We start from the raw sequence: 19,383 nt of genomic DNA, 5'->3' as shown, positions 1-19,383 counted from the left end.
TTCGAGCGGCCGGAGAGCGGGCGAATCTTCATCGCTCCCCTAAGACTCAAGTGAATTCACTTCGACATAGCTTGAGCCTAGTGTCGTGTGCCACCCTCCACAAGGGCTAAATGCGCTCGATAATCGTGGCGTTGGCCATGCCCCCGCCTTCACACATTAGTTGGAGCCCGTAGCGGCCGCCGGTGCGGTGCAGTTCGTGCACCATGGTCGTCATCAGCCGCGCTCCCGTTGCCCCCAAAGGATGCCCCAGGGCCAGGGCACCGCCAAGTGGGTTGACCCGGGTCATGTCGGCTCCGGTCTCCCGCTGCCAGGCAAGCACCACCGAGGCGAAGGCCTCGTTGATTTCGATGTGGTCGATGTCCCCCAGGTCCAACCCGGATTTTTTGAGTGCCGCGGCAGTCGCGGGGATAGGGCCGGTCAGCATCAGCACCGGATCGGAACCAACTACGGCCATGGTGTGGATGCGGGCCAGCGGAGTGAGCCCGTACTCCTTCACTGCACGTTCGGATGCAATGAGCAGAACCGCAGCTCCGTCCGAAATCTGGCTGGCCAGGGCTGCTGTCAGCCGGCCGCCCGCGGCAAGCGGGTCCAGACCGGCGAGCTTCTCCGGAGTTCCTCCCGGACGCGGCCCCTGGTCAGTGGTCACGTCTCCGTATGGCGCGATTTCCAGATCAAAGTGCCCGGCAGTGATTGCCGCCGCCGCGCGTTCGTGGCTCGAGAGGGCAAACGACTCCATCTCTTCACGACTGATGTCCCACTGCTCAGCGATGAGTTCGGCTCCGCGGAATTGGTCCATCTGCTGATCCCCGAAGCGTTCCAGCCACCCGTCCGATCCAAGCGGATTGCCCATCCCGGCCTGCATCCCAAGGGTGGCCGTCGAACCGATCGGGACCCTGCTCATCACCTCCACGCCGCCGGCCACCACCAGATCCTGGGAACCGGACTGCACAGCTTGGGCTGCGAAATGGATGGCCTGCTGCGAGGATCCGCATTGCCTGTCAATGGTGGTTCCGGGAACGGATTCGGGCAGACCCGCGCTAAGCCATGAATTGCGTGCAATATTGAAAGCCTGCGCGCCGACCGGTGAAACGCAGCCGAAAATGACGTCATCCACGCTTCCAGGTTCCACGCCGGTGCGTTCCATGAGGGCGCGCAGCACATGGGCGCCCAGGTCAACGGGGTGGACAGCGCTGAAGTTACCGCGGTTCTTTCCCACCGGGGTACGAACTGCTCCTACGATATATGCATCGCTCATGTGGAATTCCTCCTGTTTGTGAACATCTGGGGTGGGATAAGCCTGGCGGTGTCAGCGGGCGCTCCAGCCGCCGTCGACCACGAGAACCTGACCGGTCATGTAGCTGGAGGCCCGTGAGGCCAAAAACAGCAGCGCTCCGTCCAGTTCTTCCGGGGATCCTCCGCGCGACAACATGGTGTTGCGGTTGACCCATTTGGCACCCGCGGGGTCGCCAAAAAGTTCCTCGGTCATTTCTGTGTGGAACCAGCCCGGCGCCAGCGCATTGACACGGATGCCCCGATGGCCCCATTGGCCCGCCAGCTCCCGTGTCAGCGCGATCAGGGCTCCCTTTGATGCGGCGTAGCCTGCCCCGCCCAGTGGTGCGGTGGAAACCAGCCCAAGGACAGAAGAAATGTTGATGATGGCCATGTCCGTCGTCCCCTGAAGTTCACCCGCCCGTTTGGCCAGGTCGAACGCGGAAAGCACATTGATCTGCAGAACCTTCTCCACAACATCCGTGCTTTCATCCTCAACATGCAGCTCGCCCGGCACCCCTGCATTGTTGACAAGGACGTCGATTCTGCCTGACTCCCTACTAGCCGTTTCGATCAACCGCGCACGGTCCTCGCCGGAGGACAGGTCACAGGTGATCGGCACAACGCCGGGTGTCGTTGCCGCCAGAGCTTCCAGCCTGTCCGTCCGCCTTCCCGCGGCGTAGACGGTGGCGCCGGCCTTGGCCAACACTTGGGAAAACCTCTGCCCCAGACCACCCGATGCGCCGGTGACCAAAGCAGTTCGCCCGTCCAGCCTGAAGGTGGGCAGCTCTATGCCTTGGATGGCCCCGGCACTCATGCGTTGACTCCCACCGGCATGGACAGTGCCCCGCCGTCGATTACCAGGGATTGGCCGGTAATCCACGATGCCCGGTCCGAGCACAGAAACTTTGCGGCTTGGGCGATGTCGTCCGTGGTGCCAAGACGTCGCATGGGCAGTCCCTTGGACAGGATGTCTTCGCGGTCCTCCCACACGGCCCGCGCCAACTCAGTCTTTATCAACCCGGGGCACACCACATTGACCCGAATGTTCGGCCCCACCTCATAGGCCAGCTGCCGGGTCAGATGGATCAAGGCGGCCTTGGTCGCGTTGTAGTAACCAATATTGGGGTCGACGAGCAGTCCGCCAACAGAGGCAATGTTCAGCACCGCTCCGCCGTGTTCGGCCATCCAAGCTTCGCTGGCCAGCTTCGTCCACAGGATGGGTGCGTACTGGTTGACCTGCGTGGTCTTGGCCGCTTTGCTCTCCGTCAGCTCCGTCAGGGGTCCCATGTGGGGGTTGGTAGCTGCGTTGTTTACTAAGATGTCCAAGCTGCCAAAGCGCTCGACTGCGGTTGCCACGGCTGCGCGGGCCTGCTCCTCATCCGCAACGTGGGCAACCACGCCGGCAATCCGATCTGAACCGGTTTCCTCAGCCAGCTCACTGGCAGCAGCAGTAATGCCTTCGGGCTTGCGCGAGGCGATGACCACGGAGGCCCCGGCCCGCAGAAAGCAGGCCGCAATCTCGCGGCCGATTCCCCGCGACCCCCCGGTGATCAGAGCTACCTTGCCCTGCAGGTCCTGTGACGTCATGTCGCACTCTTTCTCTTTGGTTTGGAAGCTGATGGCGTGACTGGAGTGTCTGGGCTACTGAAAGTTGATTGACTCAACCCGGTTCAACTCCTGTTTGGCTATGGTTCGCAGGTGCACCTCGTCGGGGCCGTCCGCAATCCGCAACGCCCTTGTCAGGGCATACATCCTGGCCAAGGGGGTATCTTCGCTGACACCTGCTGCGCCGTGGACTTGGATTGCGCGGTCCAACACCTGCTGCGCCACCTGAAGAGCTGAAACTTTGATGGCCGCCACTTCGGTTCGGGCCGCCGCGTTGCCGACGGTATCCATGAGCCAGGCGGATTTGAGCACAAGCAGCCGTGCCTGTTCGATCTCAATGCGGCTGCGGGCAATCCACTCCTGCACCACCCCCTGCTGCGCCAGTGGGCCGCCGAAGGCTTCCCGGCTCCGAGCCCGCTGGCACAGCAGGCCAAAGGCCCGCTCTGCGAAGCCGATGGCCCGCATGGCATAGTGCATTCTGCCCGGACCCAAACGGCCCTGTGCCAAGGCAAATCCGTCGCCGGCACCTCCGAGCATGGCCGATGCCGGCACCCTGACGTTCTCGAACCTGACCTCGCCATGACCCAGCCGGTCGGTGTAGCCGAACGTGGTCAAGTCCCGAACCACGGTCACTCCCGGGGCATCCCTGGGGATGAGGATCATGCTTTGCTGTCGGTAAGTCTTAGCCTCATGATCGGAAACACCCATGAAAATGATGAACCTGCAGTCGGGATCGAGGACTCCGGAGGTGAACCATTTGTGCCCGTTGATGACGTAGGAGTCCCCGTCCTGCAAGATGCTGGAGGAGATATTGCGTGCGTCCGAGCTCGCTACGTGCGGCTCCGTCATAGCGAAACAAGACCGAATGGTGCCCGCCAGCAACGGCTTAAGATATTGCTCCTGCTGCTCCGGAGTGCCGTACATGGCCAGCAGTTCCATGTTGCCGGTGTCCGGCGCTGAACAATTAATCGTTTCCGGACCAATGATGGAGCGACCCACAATTTCCGCCAAGGGCGCGTATTCCGAATTTGTCAGGCCAGCACCCCAGTTTCCGTGCGTCATGAACAGGTTCCACAATCCCCGTTCCCGGGCCAGGGCTTTGAGTTCCTCCATGATCGGCGGTTGCGCGTGCGGATTCTGTGCGGACCGAATCTGTTCCTCGTAAAGGGCCTCGTTGGGTATGACGTGCTCTTCCATGAAGGTTGTCAATTCCTTCTGGAGCAGGAGCGAGCGTTCTGAGTAGCCGAAATCCATTACCGGCGTCCTTTCACCGCAGCCATGCTGCGTTCATTGGTGTGGTCCGCTTCGTTACGGTTATGGACGGGGCGGACCTCGGTATCCGTCATCAGCGTGGTGCCGTTGCTGATCAGAGCTGCGATGGTTGGAGGCAGCAGTTCCTGGTCCGGGTCGATGTGCCCGCCCTTGCGGTGCCGATGCAGATTGTGGGACATGATGGCGGCCATCCGGAACCGGCCCAGTGCGCGGAACCAGTTCGGTGCCGCCATCGGGGCGCGGGTTTTCTCTTCATAGAGCCTGATCAGCTCTTCCTCGGACGGGAAGGCCTCCACAGGGGAACCAAGCGCGGGGAAGTTGTGGTGATTGGCGAAAACTGCGAAGTAACCCACGTCAACACGCGGATCCCCGACGGACCAAATTTCCCAGTCAACAAGGGCAGTCGCATCCTCATCCTCAAAGAGCAGATTGCCCAACCGGTAGTCCCCATGGACGAGAGTTGAGGAAACGGGTGCCGGCTCTGATGCTCGGAGCAGCTCGGCCAGGCGGAAGCCCGGCTCGACATACTCAGCTACTCCTGCCCGCAGCACCTTGGTCCATTTATCCAGTTCGTCTGTCAGCGACACAGGCGGGGCATCGGGGGCTCCCAGTTCTCCGACGGGGACGCGGTGCAGCCGGGCGAGGATGTCCACGGCGGTCCGCGCGCGCGACCGGACCAAAGAGTCAGGCAGGGGGATTCCGTCCAACACCGGTTCCACGGCCTCGCCCCGCGCCCAGGACATTGCGAACCACGCGGGCTCCGTGTCGTCCACCGCAATGACCGATGGGACAGGGACGTCGGTACCCTGCAAGGCTGAAAGGATCCTGGCTTGGCGCAACATGTCGTGCCGTCCGATGGCAGCCCTGCCGGGAGGAACAGCCTTCACCACTGCAGCGGAGTCAAGGAAATCGATGCGGTACGTGAGACCGGAGTGCCCGCCGGGCAGCACATGCAGCTCAGCTGCCGTGATGCCCGGATCAAGCTCGGAGAGGCGGGCCGTAACCCGCTGCTGCAGGAAGTTGTCTCCGCTCACTGCGTCGGCTCCTTGGGCAGGCCAAGGACGCGCTCGCCAATGATATTGCGCTGTATTTCGTCGCTGCCGCCGGCAATGCGGTACCCGGGAGCACCCAGCAGGTGTTCGGACCAGCTGAACATTCCCCATTCTCCTGTGTCGGAGGCAATGCGGGGGCCCAACAAATGGGCGACCACTTCCGATGTCCTGCGCATGGTTTCCGTTGCGTACAGCTTTCCCACAGAGGCTTCTGCCCCCGGATCGGCACCGGCTGCCATCTGTGCCCGCACCCGCAGCCCGGTGAGGCGGCCGGACATCGAGCGAACATACAGGTCTGCCACCTGGTCAATTTCAAGCGCGTCGAGATCGCGTCCCAGGTGTTTTATCAATGCAAGGACTTTGTCAATGGTTCCCGATCCCAGACCGCCGGAATCCAGACGTTCAGCGGCCAATGTAGTCAGAGCAACCCGCCACCCTCCGCCTTCCGGACCCAGACGTGCCGAATCCGGGATACGGACTCCGTCCAGGAACACCTCATTGAAGGTGGCGCCGCCGCTCATTTGCCGGATGGGACGGATGGTGACTCCCGGTGCGTCCAGCGGGACCATAAACGCCGTAAGGCCGGCATGTTTGGCAGCTGTTGGATCAGTGCGGCAAATAGCCTCGCCGTACTCGGCTACAAGGGCACCGGATGTCCAGACTTTTTGCCCGGTCAGGACCCATTCGTCCCCGTCCCGCACCGCCTGGGTGCGAACACCAGCAAGGTCAGAGCCAGCCTCGGGCTCGGAGAACAGCTGGCAGGCCAGCAGATCCGTCCGCAGCAGGGCACGAAGAAACTTCTGTTTCTGTTCCTCAGTGCCCCAGCGCGCAATGGTTGGTGCAATGAGTTGCTGGGTAACGGCAATGAGTTCGTTGGGTTTCGGAACATCGTAGCCGGCAGTCTCTTCGGCGAATATTTGCTCATAGTGCTTGGGCAGACCCCGTCCACCGTATTCGGCGGACCAGCTCAGGGCCCCCCAGCCGGCATCGAACCGCTGTTTTTCCCAGGCACGCATCGCTCCCACGCGCTGGCGTTCCTCCTCGACGGTCCAGTTCTCAAAAACCGCCACGGAGTCATCTCCGGTGCCCCAGCCCCGATCGGCATCAACCGGTTCTGCTACTTGGTCCAGCCACCGTCTGGCTTCCTGCCGGAATGCGGCTGTACCGGTTACTTCCTTGATGAGGGTGTCCTCACTCATGACTATGCCTCCAATACTGTGCAGGCGCTAACCCCGGGTGCGCCGTAGACGTGGGTGAAGCCAACCCGCGGGTTGCCTGGAACCTGTCTGGCTCCTCCTCGGCCGCGCAACTGTGTGACTATCTCGTGGATCTGCCGCAGCCCCGACGCGCCGATGGGCTCTCCATTGGCCAGGCACCCCCCGTCCGTATTGACCGGGAGCTTGCCGTTTATCCAGGTGTGGCGTTCGGCCAGCAGCTTTTCCTGATCACCGTCCTCGCAGAACCCGCATTCGGCCATGTGCATGATTTCTGCCCCGCTGTCCGTGTCCTGCAGCTGTGCGACCTGCACATCCCCGGGGCCGATTCCAGCCATCTCGAATGCTTTGCCGGCCGTCCGGGTGGACACGCTGGAGAGGTCCCCCGGAGGCAGCCAAGGGCTGAAGACTTCAAAGGTTCCATAGGTGCGGCTGCTGGAGACCGCCCCCGCCACATGGACGGGGATGACCCCCTGTGCTTGGCTTCTTCCCCTCCGCGAGAGAACCACGGCGGCAGCGCCCTCTCCGGGGGAACAAAACATGTACTGCGTCAGCGGATCCGAGACCATCGCGGAGGAGAGCACCTGTGCCGGGGTGAGGCGATCCCGGCGCCAGGCGTTGGGGTTCAGGCTGCCGTTGTAGGACGACTTTTCCGGCACCAGGCCTAGAGTTCCGGTACTGATTCCGTGGTCGTACATGTAGCGCTGGATCTTGGCGGCGAAGAACTGGGTAGTCACCATGAGCCCGGCATGTCCGATCTCCTCGGGCAGTCCCCAGTCCATCGGCATCGGATCGAACGAGCCGCGCGGATGCTTATCGAAGCCAACAACGAGCACAGTATCTGCCGATCCGGCACGAATAGCGTTGTATCCGGCGACGAGGGCACTGCCCCCTGTGGCACAGCCGTTCTTTACATTGGTGAACGGGATCCCCGTCATACCCAAGTCGGAGACAAGCGTGTCCGCAAGGCCGGAGGAGTCGCTGCCCCCGTAGGCGGCCTGAACGTCCTTCCACTCCAGGCCGGCATCTGCCAGGGCCGCCACGATGGAATCCACCGCCATCGCGCGGCCGCTGACACCCGGCTGGCGGCCGAAACGGGACAACCCCACCCCAATAATGTCGACGCCGGTCATGACGTCCCGCCCCGGGCCGGCACGTAGCGAGGGACGTCCGTGCAGGACTCCAGACTCACCTCCATGCCGATATGCACATTGGCAGCGTCTACACCGGAGAGGATTCCCTCGATCCGAATCCCGTCCCCGGTCTCCACATAGGCGACGACGAAGGGGGCGAACTCCCCGGCGGGGGAATAGGGCGGCGACTTCGGAGGGAACCGCTGGACGGTGTAGGTCCAGATCCGGCCGTCCGCTGCGGCGCCGTATGTCTCCAGCTCTTTCATGCTGCAGCGTGGACAGATCGATGCAGTGCGCGGATAGATCACAAGAGTGCAGGCTGGGCATCTCAACGCCGGCAGCACCGCCCCGTCCGTCCGGTTCTTCTCCGGAGCCGCTGTCATGTTAGTTGCCTGTCCAGACCGGCTCACGCTTTTCCAGGAACGCGGAAACGCCCTCGGCAGCATCATTGGACTGCAGCACCACACCCACGGCCAGATGCTCCATAACCATCAACGACTGCGTGTCCGCATCCAGGGACCGATCCACCGTCATCTTGGTGATCCACATCGTCAACGGGCTCTTATCCGTCAGATCCGCAATGAACTCATCCACCCGCTTATCCAGCTCATGCGCCGGAGCGGAGAGATTAATCAGGTCCCACTGCGCTGCCTCCACACCGGAAAGCAGCTTGCCCGTCAGCATCAGCTCCTTGGTCTTGCGGATACCGATCATCCGCGGCACCCGGTAAATCGGGCCCGCGCCCCCGTAGAGTCCGCGGCGGATATGGAAATCACCGATCTTCGCCTCGTCATCGGCAATGGCAAAGTCACAGGAAATCATCAACTCGAACCCACCGGCGGTCACATACCCCTCCAACACCGCCACCGACGGAGTCTTCATCGAATACAGCCGGTCACAGACCTTCGCGGACTTCACCGCAACCTCGATGGCCAGGGACTGACCCACGAAATCCGCCTGCAGGGCATCGAGGTCAAAGCCCGAGCAGAACGTGCCTTCACGCCCCCGCAGCACCAGCACCCGCAGCTCCGGGTCAGCATCAATCTCGGTAATAATCTCATCCAGACGGTCCAGCACCTCAACCGTCACGGCATTGCGCTTATGCGGTCGATTCAGCCACACCCGGGCCACGTGCCCGTCACGCTCAAACTGGATCTCGTCTTCCACAGCCATGGCACTTCCATCCGTCGGTGAAGCAACTCCCAAAATGAAGTGACTTCAGTTTGTTTTGGTTACCCCAGTCTAGGTCCGCATTGCAGCTTGTCAAGAGCTGGTTCAGGGTTGAGCCGCCGGAGGGAACGCGGGGACTCCCAGCCGCCGCCCGTGCATGGGCGTTAATGAACAAGCGCCCCTCGCGAAGCGATGGGCGCCTGTGGTGAGCGTGTAAAGAAAGCGGGCCTCAGACAGTGAACCTGCCGCCATTGCTGAGCAGGACTGCACCGATGATGTTTGCTGCTCCAGGTGATGCTAAGTAGAGGATGTTGTCCGCCAGCTCCCGGGCCGTGGCGAAGCCGCGTGCACCGGTGTCCGACATGGCTTCGCGCAGGGCGACAGGAGTGCGAGAAGCCATCCCGGTGTCCACGGGCCCCGGCGCCACCGTGTTGATGCGGATCCCAAAGGGAGCAACTTCCTTGGCGGCAGCTTGGCTCAGCGCGTGGACCCCCGCTTTGGAGGCTGCGTAGTGGGGATATCCGGTCAGTGTGTCGAAGGCCGCCGAAGATCCGATCGTCACGATGCTGCCGGCCCCCTGCGGCTTCATTGCACGCACGGCAGCACGCAGCACAAAGAATGTTCCGTCCAAGTTCACGGAGATGATCCGCCGCCAGGCCTCATTACTCAACTGAGACAAGATGTCGACCGGCTCCTTGCGTTCGGCTGCCTCATAGATCTTCTGCTTACTCTGCGGATCATCTACGCCGGCTGCGTGGACGACGACGTCGATTCGCCCCTTCTCCGCGAGTACACGCTTGAACGCGGCATCCACCTCATCAGGGTTGCCCACATCCAAACCGATTCCCGTTCCACCCTCGATCGAACCAGCCACCTCCACTGCCGCGGCCGCATTGATGTCGCACAGATACACGGCGGCAGCTCCCCTCTCAACAAGGAGGCGCGCGGTTGCAGCACCGATCCCTGAGCCGGCGCCGGTCACTACTGCCACTTGTCCCTCAAAATCCCTGTCGGTCGTCATCGTCCGTCCGTGCTCCTGCTTCTTTTATTTTTGCGTTGGGATAGTCCGTGCTTTTAGCCGCGTTCAAACAGAACCACTACTTTGTCTGATCAGCCAAACCACCAATCAACGAGTCGAACCGCCGGCAGACGCGGCGAGCCCCAGCAGTTGCCCAATGTCGGCACGCTGCGCTTGGCCGTCACCGAAAAGCACTTCCATGCTCTTGGCCCGGCGGAAGTACAGATGGGCAGGGTTCTCCCAGGCGAAGCCAATGCCGCCGTGGATCTGGATCGACTCCGCGGTTACTCTGGTGCAGGCGTCCGATGCCGCGGATTTGGCCAGCGCAGCCGCCAGGGGCAGCGAGGTGTGGCCGCTCTGTGCCGCCCAGACAGCAAAGGCCACTGCCGAACGGGCTGATTCAAGCTCAACCAACAGATCAGCGCATTTGTGCTTGATTGCCTGAAAGGATCCGATCGGCCGCCCGAACTGCTGCCGCGATTTGGCATATTCCACCGCTGTATCCAGCGCAAAGCCAGCCACTCCGAGCTGCTCGGATGCGACAGCCACCTTGCCCAGGGCCAGCATGCGGCGCCATGCCGCGGCGGCAGCATCACCTTCAGCGAGCAACGCCGCTTCAGCCCCCTGGAACTCATACCGTGCCTGTGCCCTGGTCAGGTCAAGTGTCTGCAGCGGTGACCTGAGCAGTCCGACGGCGTCCGTCTTGCAGGCGAACAACGCGGCCCCGGGACCGCTGTCTCCGCACAGAACCAAAACAACATCAGCAGCCGCCCCATCCAATACGAATTCAGCCGTTCCCTCGAGCAGCCACCCGCCCCCGGAAGCCCGCGCGGAAACGTTGGACACCCCAGCTGCTGGCACTCCGGGCCCCGTGACCGCCATCAGGAGTTCCCCGGCCGCAATGGCGGCAAGCCACTCGGCCCGATGCACCCCCGGCGGCAGGGCAAAGAGTAGTTCAGCACCGAGCACCGCCGTTGTCAGTAATGAAGGAAAGGCCAGGCGCCGGCCGCATTCCTCTATTGCGACAACCAGCTCGGCAAAACCGTAGCCCATCCCGCCGTCGGATTCGCTGATCGCAAGGGCAGGCAGGCCCTGCTCCTCAGCCATCGCTTTCCAGGCCCTCCGATCGGTACCCGGATTCGATCCAAGCATTCGCCGAAGCTCGGCCTCACCGCGGGACTCAAGATAGTCACGCACCACAGTGCGCAGCTCTGCCTGTTCATCCGTGGGAACAAGCTCCGCTTCCCGGAGTCCTTCACGAAAATCAACATTGTGGTCCAAGATCTGGTTAGATAGCATAACTTGAAGTTAGTTCAGTTTGGTTTATCTGTCCACAGATCTTTCCCTTGGAACCACAGCCCAGAATTCTCACGATGAACGCAAGGAGCAAAATCATGCCCGGAGTTTCAAACAGAGTGGCCGTCGTCACCGGAGGCGCACAGGGAATCGGCGCCGCCGTCGCCGGCCACCTCGCTGCGGGCGGAGCCCGCATAGCCGTCCTCGATCTCAACAAGGACTCCGCAGAGCTCACTGCCAAGGGTATTGAGCAGGCAGGCGGAGAGGCCATTGGACTGGGAGCGGACGTTACCGACCGTGCCCAGATGCAGGAAGCGTTCGGTCGGGTGGTCGAAGAGTTCGGAAGCCTGGACATCCTCATCAATAACGCAGGCGTCCTGCGGGACAATCTGCTGTTCAAAATGTCCGATGATGACTGGACCACCGTCATGGCTGTCCATTTGCAGGGCGCTTTCATCGCCAGCCAGCTCGCCCAGAAGCACATGGTCAAAAACGGTTATGGTCGAATCATCTCGATGTCATCGTCATCGGCGCTCGGCAACCGCGGCCAGGCCAATTACTCGGCAGCCAAGGCCGGACTCCAGGGGCTGACCCGGACCCTGGCTATCGAACTGGGCCCGTTTGGCATCACGGCAAATGCAATTGCGCCGGGATTCATCGAGACAGACATGACCAAGGCCACGGCCGAGCGAATGGGCATCACCATCGAGCAGATGCGCGAAGCTGCAGCGGCCGCGGCTCCGGTGCGCCGGGGCGGGGTGCCGGCAGACATCGCCCATGCCGCCGCGTTCTTCGCTGCGGAAGAAGCAGGCTACGTCACCGGACAGGTTCTGTACGTGACCGGAGGTGCCAAATGACCGTCTTTGCTTCGGTGGAGGAAATCAAGGCCGCCCTTGGCCAGGAGGTCGGCCCCAGCCGCTGGTTCACCTTGGACCAGCAGCGGATCAATGATTTCGGCAGGCTTTCGGAAGATGAACAATGGATTCACACGGATCCCGAACGGGCTGCAACCGGGCCCTTCGGCACAACTGTCGCACACGGCTACCTAACTCTGTCCCTGGTCTCCCCCATCGTTATGGAAATCTTCCAGATGGAGAATTTGCACAGCGCCATTAATTACGGCATGAACAAGGTGCGTTTCCCTGCCCCGGTGGCTGCCGGATCCAGAGTCCGGGGTACTGCTGTCATTGGCGCGTGCGAGCCGATGGGCGATGCCCTGCAGATAACGTTGACGGTGTCCATTACCGCCGAGGACTCCACCAGGCCCGCCTGTGTGGCTGAGTTCCTGATGCGCGTGGTGGCCGGCAGCCGCCAGCCCGTACCCTGAAATCCCTGTGCATGCTGGTGCGGGTGACGTCAACGACATCACCCGCACCAGCATGCCGGCCCGGCCTAAAGCCGGCTCTTGACACGGCCGCGGGCGAAAGCATCGATCCGCTGCACGGTGTCCGGATTGGATCCCAACGTCGAGATCGTGCTGAGTTCTTTGTCCAGATGATCCGAGAAGGTCGAAAGCCGCTCCTCAGTTAACAGCCGCTTGGTGGGCCCCAGGGTCTGCGTCGCCCCGGCCGCCATGCGCTCCCCCAGCTCCCGGCCCCTCGTCCCCAATTCAGACGTCCGAATCAGCTCGCCGACCAATCCCCAATCGGCGCCGTCCCGGGCTGTGACCACATGGCCACCCAAACACATCTGGGCTGCACGCCCCGGACCAATCGCTTGCGGGAGCAGATACGAGACACCACAATCAGGTGTCAGCCCAACTCCGGCGTACGCGCTCCTGAACGTGGCATCGGGGGTCGCCAGGACGAAGTCGGCGGCGAGCACCAAGCCGAGCCCTGCTCCGGCGGCAGGACCGTGGACTGCCGCAACTATTATCAGGCGGGACCGGAGCATCGCCAGGATCACCTCATGCATTGCCCCCGCAAGCTCCTTCAGGTATCCGCTCTTGTCTTCAGCATCGGCCATCCCTGCGACGTCACCTCCAGCACAGAAGAATTTGCCCGCCCCTTGGAGAATGACGACATGACAGCCCGAATCTGCCTCTGCTAAGGCCAAGGCGGCAGCAAATTCCGCGGCCAGCGGGAGGCTGAGGGCATTTGCCTCGGTCGGCCGGTTCAGCGTCAGCCACATGATGGCACCGTCTCTGTTCGTTTTTACGCTGTCAAAGTTCATTGTGCTCCTTCGGTCTTGTAGTGGCGTTCCGTGCGGCCGCCCCCGTGGTGATCAGCCGGGGACGATGACAGCGCGGCCGTCAATCTCGCCTGCCCGCAGCTGCCGGTACACCTCCGGCGCACTCTCCAGCGGATAGCTCGTGGATTCAGCATGCAGAACGCCGGCGACGGCCAGGTCCACGACCGCTTCAAGCTCAGCCCGGGTGCCCCAGAACGGCGCACTGACCTGCCACCCACTGGCCAACCCAAGGTCTTTGCCCACGGTGACTCGGCCACCGCCGCTGCCTACCACCACCACCCGTCCACCGGGAGCCAGTGCCTCGGCAGCGGCCCCGACAGTTGACGGTGCGCCCGCGAAATCGAAGACGATATCGGCTGCACCCAACCCGGCTATTGCCGACGCCGCGTCCTCCATTGAGGAGTGGGCACTGGTGGCCCCGAGACGCCGGGCCAGCTCCAAGGCTGTCGTCCGGTTGTCTACGGCTACGATTTCTTTCACCTGCATGTACTTCAGGATTTGTATGGCCAAATGCCCCAACCCACCGACACCGATGACGACGGCGACAGTATTCCCATCGATAAGGCTGCGGTGGGAATTGATTGCATGGTAGGCGGTGAGGCCCGCATCGGCCAGCGGCGCAGCCTGCACCGCGGTCAGCGACTTAATGTCCACCAGCACCTCCGAAGACGGAACCAGCATCTGCTCCGCAAGTCCGCCGGGCCGGCCCAGTCCATTGCCAATGACAGGCAGAAGTCCATCCACCCGCGGCCGCAACTCAAGACAGTAGTTTCCTCTCCCGCGGCGGCAGTTTCGGCATTCCCGGCAGGCCCAAATGCCGTGCACGACAGCGGACCGCCCCATCCAGGAGGTATCGGCGTCGGGGCCTGCGGCAATGACGGTCCCAGCCACTTCGTGTCCGAGGGTGAGCGGCAGCGGATAACTGAAGGTGTCACCGGGTGCATCCATGACGTGCAAATCGGACAGACACAAACCCGCAGCCTGAACTCTGATCAGTAACTGCTCGCCCACAGGCTTGGGTTCAGGGACATCACGCAGATGCGGTAAGCCACCCCATTCCAAAAGCTGCACCGCACGCATCAGCGGCCCCTCGTTGTCACAGCCATGATTGACCTCTCTGAGTAATCAACGTTCGCTGACTTGGTGCCGGGAGATGCGTATTGGACATCTCCTAAAGTGCCACCGAAATGCAGTGCCGCTATGGGGATTTTGACCTTTCGTCTCAGCGGACGTTTCACCATCTGGACGAGGCTGCACAATTGGTGCCCACATAAACCAAACCTACTTCGGTTCAATATAGGGCGGGATGGCAACACAGTCAAATAACGCCTGCAGCATCCCCAATGGGCCCAACCAAAAGTCGTCCAGCCCGCAGTCCAAGGGGATCAGGCAACACCAAGTAAATATAGAAAGCCCTCCCGGAATCCCTAGAATTTCGGGAGGGCTTGCCCTGCAGCACCGGGCCGCGTCCGGCCTACTTCCCGCTCACGAATCCCCCCGCCGCCACGCGCCCCAGCAGCTCCGTCAACAGGTCCACTCCGGCCAGCATGTCTGCGTCGCTGGTCAGCTCCTTTTCATTGTGGGAAATCCCTTCAACGCTGGGGACGAAGAGCATGATGGTGGGCACCAAATCCTTCAGGTTGGTGGAATCGTGCCCGGCCAGCGTGCGGACTGTTCCGTACGGAAGGCCCAGCGACCGGGCACAGTCGGCAGCGAGCGCCATGCCGGCCTCGTCGTAGGCCTTGGCGGCCCAAACATGCTGGGCTCCCTGTTCGATGCGTACTGAGGCGAACTCTTCAATGGCGGCGATGCGGCGGTGCAGTTCAGCATCGGCTGCGGCCAGCACATCGGCGTCGGTACTGCGCACATCCACCAGCAGCTGAACCCGGCTGGCCACCACCACGGGAGAGTTTGGATAGACGGTGAATTCACCGCAGGACGTTATGACGGCGTGCTCATCGGTGCTGAACCCGTCAGCGATCTCCCGGGCGGCCACCACCAGGGCGCTGGCCCCCAGCAGGGCATCATGCCGGTCGGCAATGACGGTGGCACCCGTATGGGCCTGCTCGCCGTGGACCGTGAACTCGTATTTGTTGGCGCCCCAGGTGGATTCGACGAGGCCGATGGTCAGGCCGGCATCTTCCAGCGAGCGCCCCTGCTCAATGTGAATTTCCAGATACGCGGCCAGGTCCAGCGAGAAGTCCCCGATGGTGCCAATGCTTTCCAGTGCTTCCCGAACCGACGTGCCCCGGGGATCGGTGGTCGCCAGGACCCGCTCCGCCGGAAGCTTGCCCGTGAACACCGCGCTGCCCATCATGGAGGGTTTGAACCGGCAGCCTTCCTCGTTGAACCAGTTCACCACCGCTATGTTGAACAGCGGCTCGTCACCGCCGGCGGCCAGCTGCTGCTGCAGCCGGATGGCCGCATGCGCCCCGGCGAGGACACCGTAAGCGCCGTCGTACCTGCCGCCCAGAGGCTGGGAATCCAGATGTGAACCCACCGCAATGTACGGCGCCCCGGGAACCAGTTCCAGCAGGGCAAACTGGTTGCCCACTTCGTCATAGCGCACGTCGAACCCGTGGCCTTCGGCCAGGCCGCGGAACCAGTTCCTGGTTTGACCGTCCGCGGGGGTGCCCGCCTGCCGGTCCACTCCTCCCCCGGCTGTGGCTCCGAAGGTACTCATGGAGCGGAAATCCGCGAGGAAGGCTTCGGCGCCGCCGCCGAGCAGGGACGGGGACTGGGGTGCGGTGGTGGTCATTGGATAGCTCCTGTTGTCTGGGCCGCCGGTTCGATGGCCGGTGTTGCTCCGGCGGCAAGCCTGTTGTATGTGAATTCGCCGCCCACAAGCGTGGCGAGGACTTGAAGGGCTGAAATGTCCGGCGCATCCAGCGGTGAACCCGACAGCACCGCAAAGTCAGCGAGCTTTCCACGGCGCAGGGTGCCTTTGTCCGCGTCCGTGCCGGTGGCCCGGGCCGCCCAGTCGGTATAGGTGCGCAGCGCTTCCTCGGGAGTCAGGCCTTCGCCGGCACCGCCCAGGATTTTTCCCTTCTCGGTTTTCCGGTCCACGGAGGACTGCAGGGCACGCAGGACGTTGTTGTCCGCAACCGGCAGGTCCGAACTGCCCGCCACCAGGATTCCCGCGTCAACCAGAGACCGCCCCCGGTACAGCCAGTCCTCGCGCTCCGGCCCCACCATGGCAGCGAACTGGTCCCCGAGGGGACCAATGAACGCTGCCTGCGGGGTAACGGCAATGCCCGCGGCGGCGACGGCGGCCAGCTGGTCAGGGCGGGCGATGCCAAAGTGTTCAATCCGGTTGGGCAGGGCGTTGCGGCCGTAGCGTTCCTGGCACGCAACAATGATTTCGGTCGCCAGGTCGATTGCTGCGTCCCCGATCGCGTGCAGGGCGATGGGCCAGCCGGCCCGGTAGGCGGCGTCGACGCGTTCGCGGTAGACATCGGGATCATCGAGCAGGTACCCGGTGTTGTGCGGATGCCCGCAGTAGTCTTCGGTGACCGCCGCCGTCGCGCCCAGCAGCGAGCCGTCCATGAAGACCTTGACCGGCCCCAGGGATAACCGCTCATCACCAAACCCGGCCACCATTCCCAGGTCCAGCCCGCGGCCGGCTCCGGTGCCATGCATGTCGGTTTCATTGGCCTGCAGGGGCTGCAGCGAATCCAGTGCCGGCATCAGCTGAGCCCTGGCATGCAAACGTCCCGCGGCGGCAGCCTGCTGATACGCCGCAACTTCCACCGGACTGTGGCCAATCCAGCCGCCGCCCACGCCGGCTTCGGTGAAACTGGTGATGCCGACGGCGGCGTAGCGGGCGGTGGCTGCGTCCAGGGCTTTGACGATCTGTGTTACCGGATAGGGCAGCAGCAGCCCCTGCAGCAGCTGCTGGGCTGCTTCCTCCACGATTCCGTTGGGTGATCCGTCCTCCGCTCGGCGGACGGCGCCGCCGGTGGGATCCGCGAACCCCGGTTCAAAGACGCCCGCCAGCTGCAGCGTGGCGGTGTTGGTAATGGACAGGTGCCCGGAGACATGGCGCAGATACAGCGGCCGGTCGCCGGTGATCCGGTCCAGCCGGTCAATGTCGGGATAGGCTCCGCCGTGATGCTTGTGATTGAAACCCGTACCGTTGATCCAGGCACCGGGCGTGTCCGCCAGCCGCTGCACTTCGTTCTCCAGCAGTGCGTACAGCTCATCGAGGCCGCGGGCCTGCTCCAGATCGATGGCGTCCAGCCCCAGACCCCACCAAGTGGTGTGGCAGTGTGCATCGATGAAACCGGGCACCACGGCGGCACCGTCCAGGTCGACGCTCCGTTCGGCGGTGCATCCCTCCAGCTCCTCGTCAAAGCCGGCAATCCGGCCGTTGAGGACCCCCACTGAACGGGCAGCGGGCCGCTCCTGCTCCAAAGTGATGATGGTTCCGCCGTGCAGGATGAGGTCAAGTTTCATCGGATTCCTTCCAGCGCCGCCGGCTCCGCGCTGCGGCCGGGGACTGAGGCGGTGTCTCGTGTGAGGGTGTTTGCCGTGGCAGGAGCCATGGTGTCCGGATCTGTCAGCACATGCAGCAGCGCCAGGCGCCCGCTGTCCAGGGCCCGGTCCAGTGCCGGCCCGAACGCAGCGGTGTCCTCGACCCGTTCCCCATGTCCGCCGAAGCTGCGGATCCAGCCCGCAAAGTCCGGGTTGGCAAGCGCTGTGCCGGAGGGCCGGTCCGGGTACTTTTGGCGCTGATGTGCCACGATCGTGCCGTAGCCGCCGTTATCCACCACAATCACCAGCACAGCTGCGCCCTGTGCTGCGGCGACGGCCAGTTCCTGGGCGTTCATGAAGAAGTCACCGTCACCGCAAACCGCAACCACCGGGCGTTCGGGGTGGATCAGCGATGCAGCCACCGCGGCAGGCACGGCCAGTCCCATGGCCCCGTTGCGCGGTCCCACCAGGGATCCCGCACCGTGGTGACTGAGGTAGCGGGCACCCCAGATGGTGGCGTTCCCGGCTCCGTATGTCAGGATCCGGTTCTCCGGCAGCCGCGCTTCCAGAAGGCCAAAGGCCACCGCCAGGTCGACGCCGGAGCCTCCGTCCGGCCGCGGAACGGCGTAACGCCGCTGATCAGCGGCGAGTCCTTCCATCCACGAACAGTCCCGATTTCCGCGGGCCGCCAGGGGGTCCGGCAGGGACCGGGTGAAAGCCGCGGGGGCCACGGTCAGGTGCAGGTCGATGCGTCCGTCGTGGCCTGCTGCATCGGGATCGGGCAATACCAGGACGGTTGGTGTTCCCGTCCCGCGCGTGTAGCCGTCGCTGAGGACGTCGGTGCGCGCGCAGCCAACAAAGACCAGCAAATCCGCCTGGTCCAGCCGGGCCGCCAGGGTGTCCGCCCGTCCGTATCCCAGCCACCCGGCCCAGGCCGCAGAAGTGTGCGGCACGGCGTCGTAGGACCGGAAATCCGCAGCCACCGGAACCCGTGCCGAGACGGCCCAAGCTGCCAACCGCCCGCCGTCGCCGGCCGTCCAGCCATCTCCGCCAACGATCAGCAGCGGGCGCTCCGCATGAGACAGCCGGTTTGTCAGCTCGTCAAGGTCCGCTGCGCCGGGCTGCGCGGCGGCGGTTCTGCGGGGCGGGACGGTCCCTTGTCCGGCGGGACGCACAAGTACGTCCTCGGGCAGGCCGATCACCACCGGCCCGGGCCGTCCGGAGGCGGCCAGGTGCATGGCTTCGGCGACAGTTTCCGCTGCCCGGCGTTCGTCGTCGAGCACCATCACTTTTTTGGCCGTGGTGGAGAACCAGCCTTCCAGGCTGAACTCCTGGAAGGCGCCACGGCCGCGGTCCGCGTGCGGAATCAGTCCGACAAAGAGGACCAGCGCAGTGGCGTCCTGCCAGGCGGTGTGGACCGCGATCATGGCGTTGGCCGCTCCCGGCCCGCGGGTCACCATTGCCACGCCGGGTGTGCCGGTGAGCCGGGACTCCGCGAGCGCCATATAACCGGCTCCGCCCTCCTGCCGGCAGACCACCGTCCGGATGGCTGAATCATGGAGCCCGTCCAGGACGTCCAGGAAGCTTTCACCGGGGACGGTGTAGATCCGCTTTACGCCGTGCTCTTCAAGCTGGCGGACAATGAGATGGCCCGCTGAGCGCTGTGCCATAAGAAACTCTTTTCTGAT

At 63.4% G+C, this 19,383-nt stretch carries 18 protein-coding genes; 2 read left to right on the top strand and 16 right to left on the bottom strand.

What is annotated here, in order from left to right; genetic code table 11:
* Nucleotides 1-106: 106 nt before the first annotated feature.
* The 11 genes from QMA10_RS12345 to QMA10_RS12295 form a co-directional block, all read right to left on the bottom strand.
* Entirely contained in the window at nt 107-1,255 is a 1,149-nt protein-coding gene (locus tag QMA10_RS12345; protein WP_290168770.1) for an acetyl-CoA C-acetyltransferase, read from the bottom strand.
* Nucleotides 1,256-1,306: 51 nt separating this feature from the next.
* Nucleotides 1,307-2,086: an SDR family oxidoreductase gene (locus QMA10_RS12340; protein WP_290168768.1), complete on the bottom strand. Its 780-nt coding sequence runs from the start codon at nt 2,084-2,086 to the stop codon at nt 1,307-1,309.
* Nucleotides 2,083-2,859, bottom strand: coding sequence for an SDR family oxidoreductase (locus QMA10_RS12335; RefSeq protein ID WP_290168766.1), 777 nt, complete (start codon nt 2,857-2,859; stop codon nt 2,083-2,085). The genes QMA10_RS12340 and QMA10_RS12335 overlap by 4 nt, the downstream gene beginning before the upstream one ends.
* A 54-nt stretch (nt 2,860-2,913) precedes the next feature.
* Nucleotides 2,914-4,131, bottom strand: coding sequence for an acyl-CoA dehydrogenase family protein (locus tag QMA10_RS12330; protein ID WP_290168765.1), 1,218 nt, complete (start codon nt 4,129-4,131; stop codon nt 2,914-2,916).
* A complete protein-coding gene (locus QMA10_RS12325) occupies nt 4,131-5,183 on the bottom strand; it encodes a phosphotransferase family protein (protein ID WP_290168764.1) in 1,053 nt (350 codons plus the stop codon). Before QMA10_RS12325 ends, QMA10_RS12330 begins: the two co-directional genes overlap by 1 nt.
* Nucleotides 5,180-6,400: an acyl-CoA dehydrogenase family protein gene (locus QMA10_RS12320; protein WP_290168763.1), complete on the bottom strand. Its 1,221-nt coding sequence runs from the start codon at nt 6,398-6,400 to the stop codon at nt 5,180-5,182. The genes QMA10_RS12325 and QMA10_RS12320 overlap by 4 nt, the downstream gene beginning before the upstream one ends.
* Before the next feature lie 2 nt (nt 6,401-6,402).
* On the bottom strand, nt 6,403-7,548 hold the full coding sequence (locus tag QMA10_RS12315) for a thiolase family protein (protein WP_290168762.1): 1,146 nt from the start codon (nt 7,546-7,548) through the stop codon (nt 6,403-6,405).
* Nucleotides 7,545-7,814: an OB-fold domain-containing protein gene (locus tag QMA10_RS12310; RefSeq protein ID WP_290168761.1), complete on the bottom strand. Its 270-nt coding sequence runs from the start codon at nt 7,812-7,814 to the stop codon at nt 7,545-7,547. The genes QMA10_RS12315 and QMA10_RS12310 overlap by 4 nt, the downstream gene beginning before the upstream one ends.
* 118 nt (nt 7,815-7,932) lie before the next feature.
* On the bottom strand, nt 7,933-8,721 hold the full coding sequence (locus tag QMA10_RS12305; protein WP_290168759.1) for an enoyl-CoA hydratase/isomerase family protein: 789 nt from the start codon (nt 8,719-8,721) through the stop codon (nt 7,933-7,935).
* Nucleotides 8,722-8,947: 226 nt separating this feature from the next.
* Entirely contained in the window at nt 8,948-9,739 is a 792-nt protein-coding gene (locus QMA10_RS12300) for an SDR family NAD(P)-dependent oxidoreductase (protein WP_290168757.1), read from the bottom strand.
* A 105-nt stretch (nt 9,740-9,844) separates the two neighbouring features.
* Nucleotides 9,845-11,035 carry an acyl-CoA dehydrogenase family protein gene (locus QMA10_RS12295; RefSeq protein ID WP_290168756.1) on the bottom strand — a complete coding sequence of 397 codons (1,191 nt, stop codon included), beginning with the start codon at nt 11,033-11,035 and terminating at the stop codon, nt 9,845-9,847.
* Nucleotides 11,036-11,130: 95 nt separating this feature from the next.
* On the opposite strand from QMA10_RS12295, the gene QMA10_RS12290 reads away from it, so the two are divergent.
* Both QMA10_RS12290 and QMA10_RS12285 read left to right on the top strand, forming a co-directional pair.
* The gene (locus QMA10_RS12290) at nt 11,131-11,889 is read left to right on the top strand and encodes an SDR family NAD(P)-dependent oxidoreductase (protein ID WP_290168754.1); all 759 of its coding nucleotides are present in this window, start codon (nt 11,131-11,133) and stop codon (nt 11,887-11,889) included.
* Nucleotides 11,886-12,359, top strand: coding sequence for a MaoC family dehydratase (locus QMA10_RS12285; protein WP_290168752.1), 474 nt, complete (start codon nt 11,886-11,888; stop codon nt 12,357-12,359). Before QMA10_RS12290 ends, QMA10_RS12285 begins: the two co-directional genes overlap by 4 nt.
* A 65-nt stretch (nt 12,360-12,424) precedes the next feature.
* Here the strand turns inward: QMA10_RS12285 and QMA10_RS12280 are convergent, their stop codons facing one another.
* From QMA10_RS12280 to QMA10_RS12260, 5 genes are all read right to left on the bottom strand, one after another.
* The gene (locus QMA10_RS12280; RefSeq protein ID WP_290168750.1) at nt 12,425-13,204 is read right to left on the bottom strand and encodes an enoyl-CoA hydratase/isomerase family protein; all 780 of its coding nucleotides are present in this window, start codon (nt 13,202-13,204) and stop codon (nt 12,425-12,427) included.
* Between the two features lie 51 nt (nt 13,205-13,255).
* Nucleotides 13,256-14,302, bottom strand: coding sequence for an NAD(P)-dependent alcohol dehydrogenase (locus QMA10_RS12275; protein ID WP_290168748.1), 1,047 nt, complete (start codon nt 14,300-14,302; stop codon nt 13,256-13,258).
* Between the two features lie 394 nt (nt 14,303-14,696).
* Nucleotides 14,697-15,980 carry a M20 family metallo-hydrolase gene (locus tag QMA10_RS12270; protein ID WP_290168745.1) on the bottom strand — a complete coding sequence of 428 codons (1,284 nt, stop codon included), beginning with the start codon at nt 15,978-15,980 and terminating at the stop codon, nt 14,697-14,699.
* A complete protein-coding gene (locus QMA10_RS12265) occupies nt 15,977-17,677 on the bottom strand; it encodes an amidohydrolase (RefSeq protein WP_290168742.1) in 1,701 nt (566 codons plus the stop codon). The genes QMA10_RS12270 and QMA10_RS12265 overlap by 4 nt, the downstream gene beginning before the upstream one ends.
* Nucleotides 17,674-19,365 carry a thiamine pyrophosphate-dependent enzyme gene (locus QMA10_RS12260; protein WP_290168741.1) on the bottom strand — a complete coding sequence of 564 codons (1,692 nt, stop codon included), beginning with the start codon at nt 19,363-19,365 and terminating at the stop codon, nt 17,674-17,676. Before QMA10_RS12260 ends, QMA10_RS12265 begins: the two co-directional genes overlap by 4 nt.
* Between the last annotated feature and the right edge of the window lie 18 nt (nt 19,366-19,383).

The organism is Arthrobacter sp. APC 3897, from assembly GCF_030407495.1.
GTDB lineage: Bacteria > Actinomycetota > Actinomycetes > Actinomycetales > Micrococcaceae > Arthrobacter_B.
Note: the sequence above shows the minus strand (reverse complement) of the source record. Positions and strands in the feature narration are given on the sequence as shown.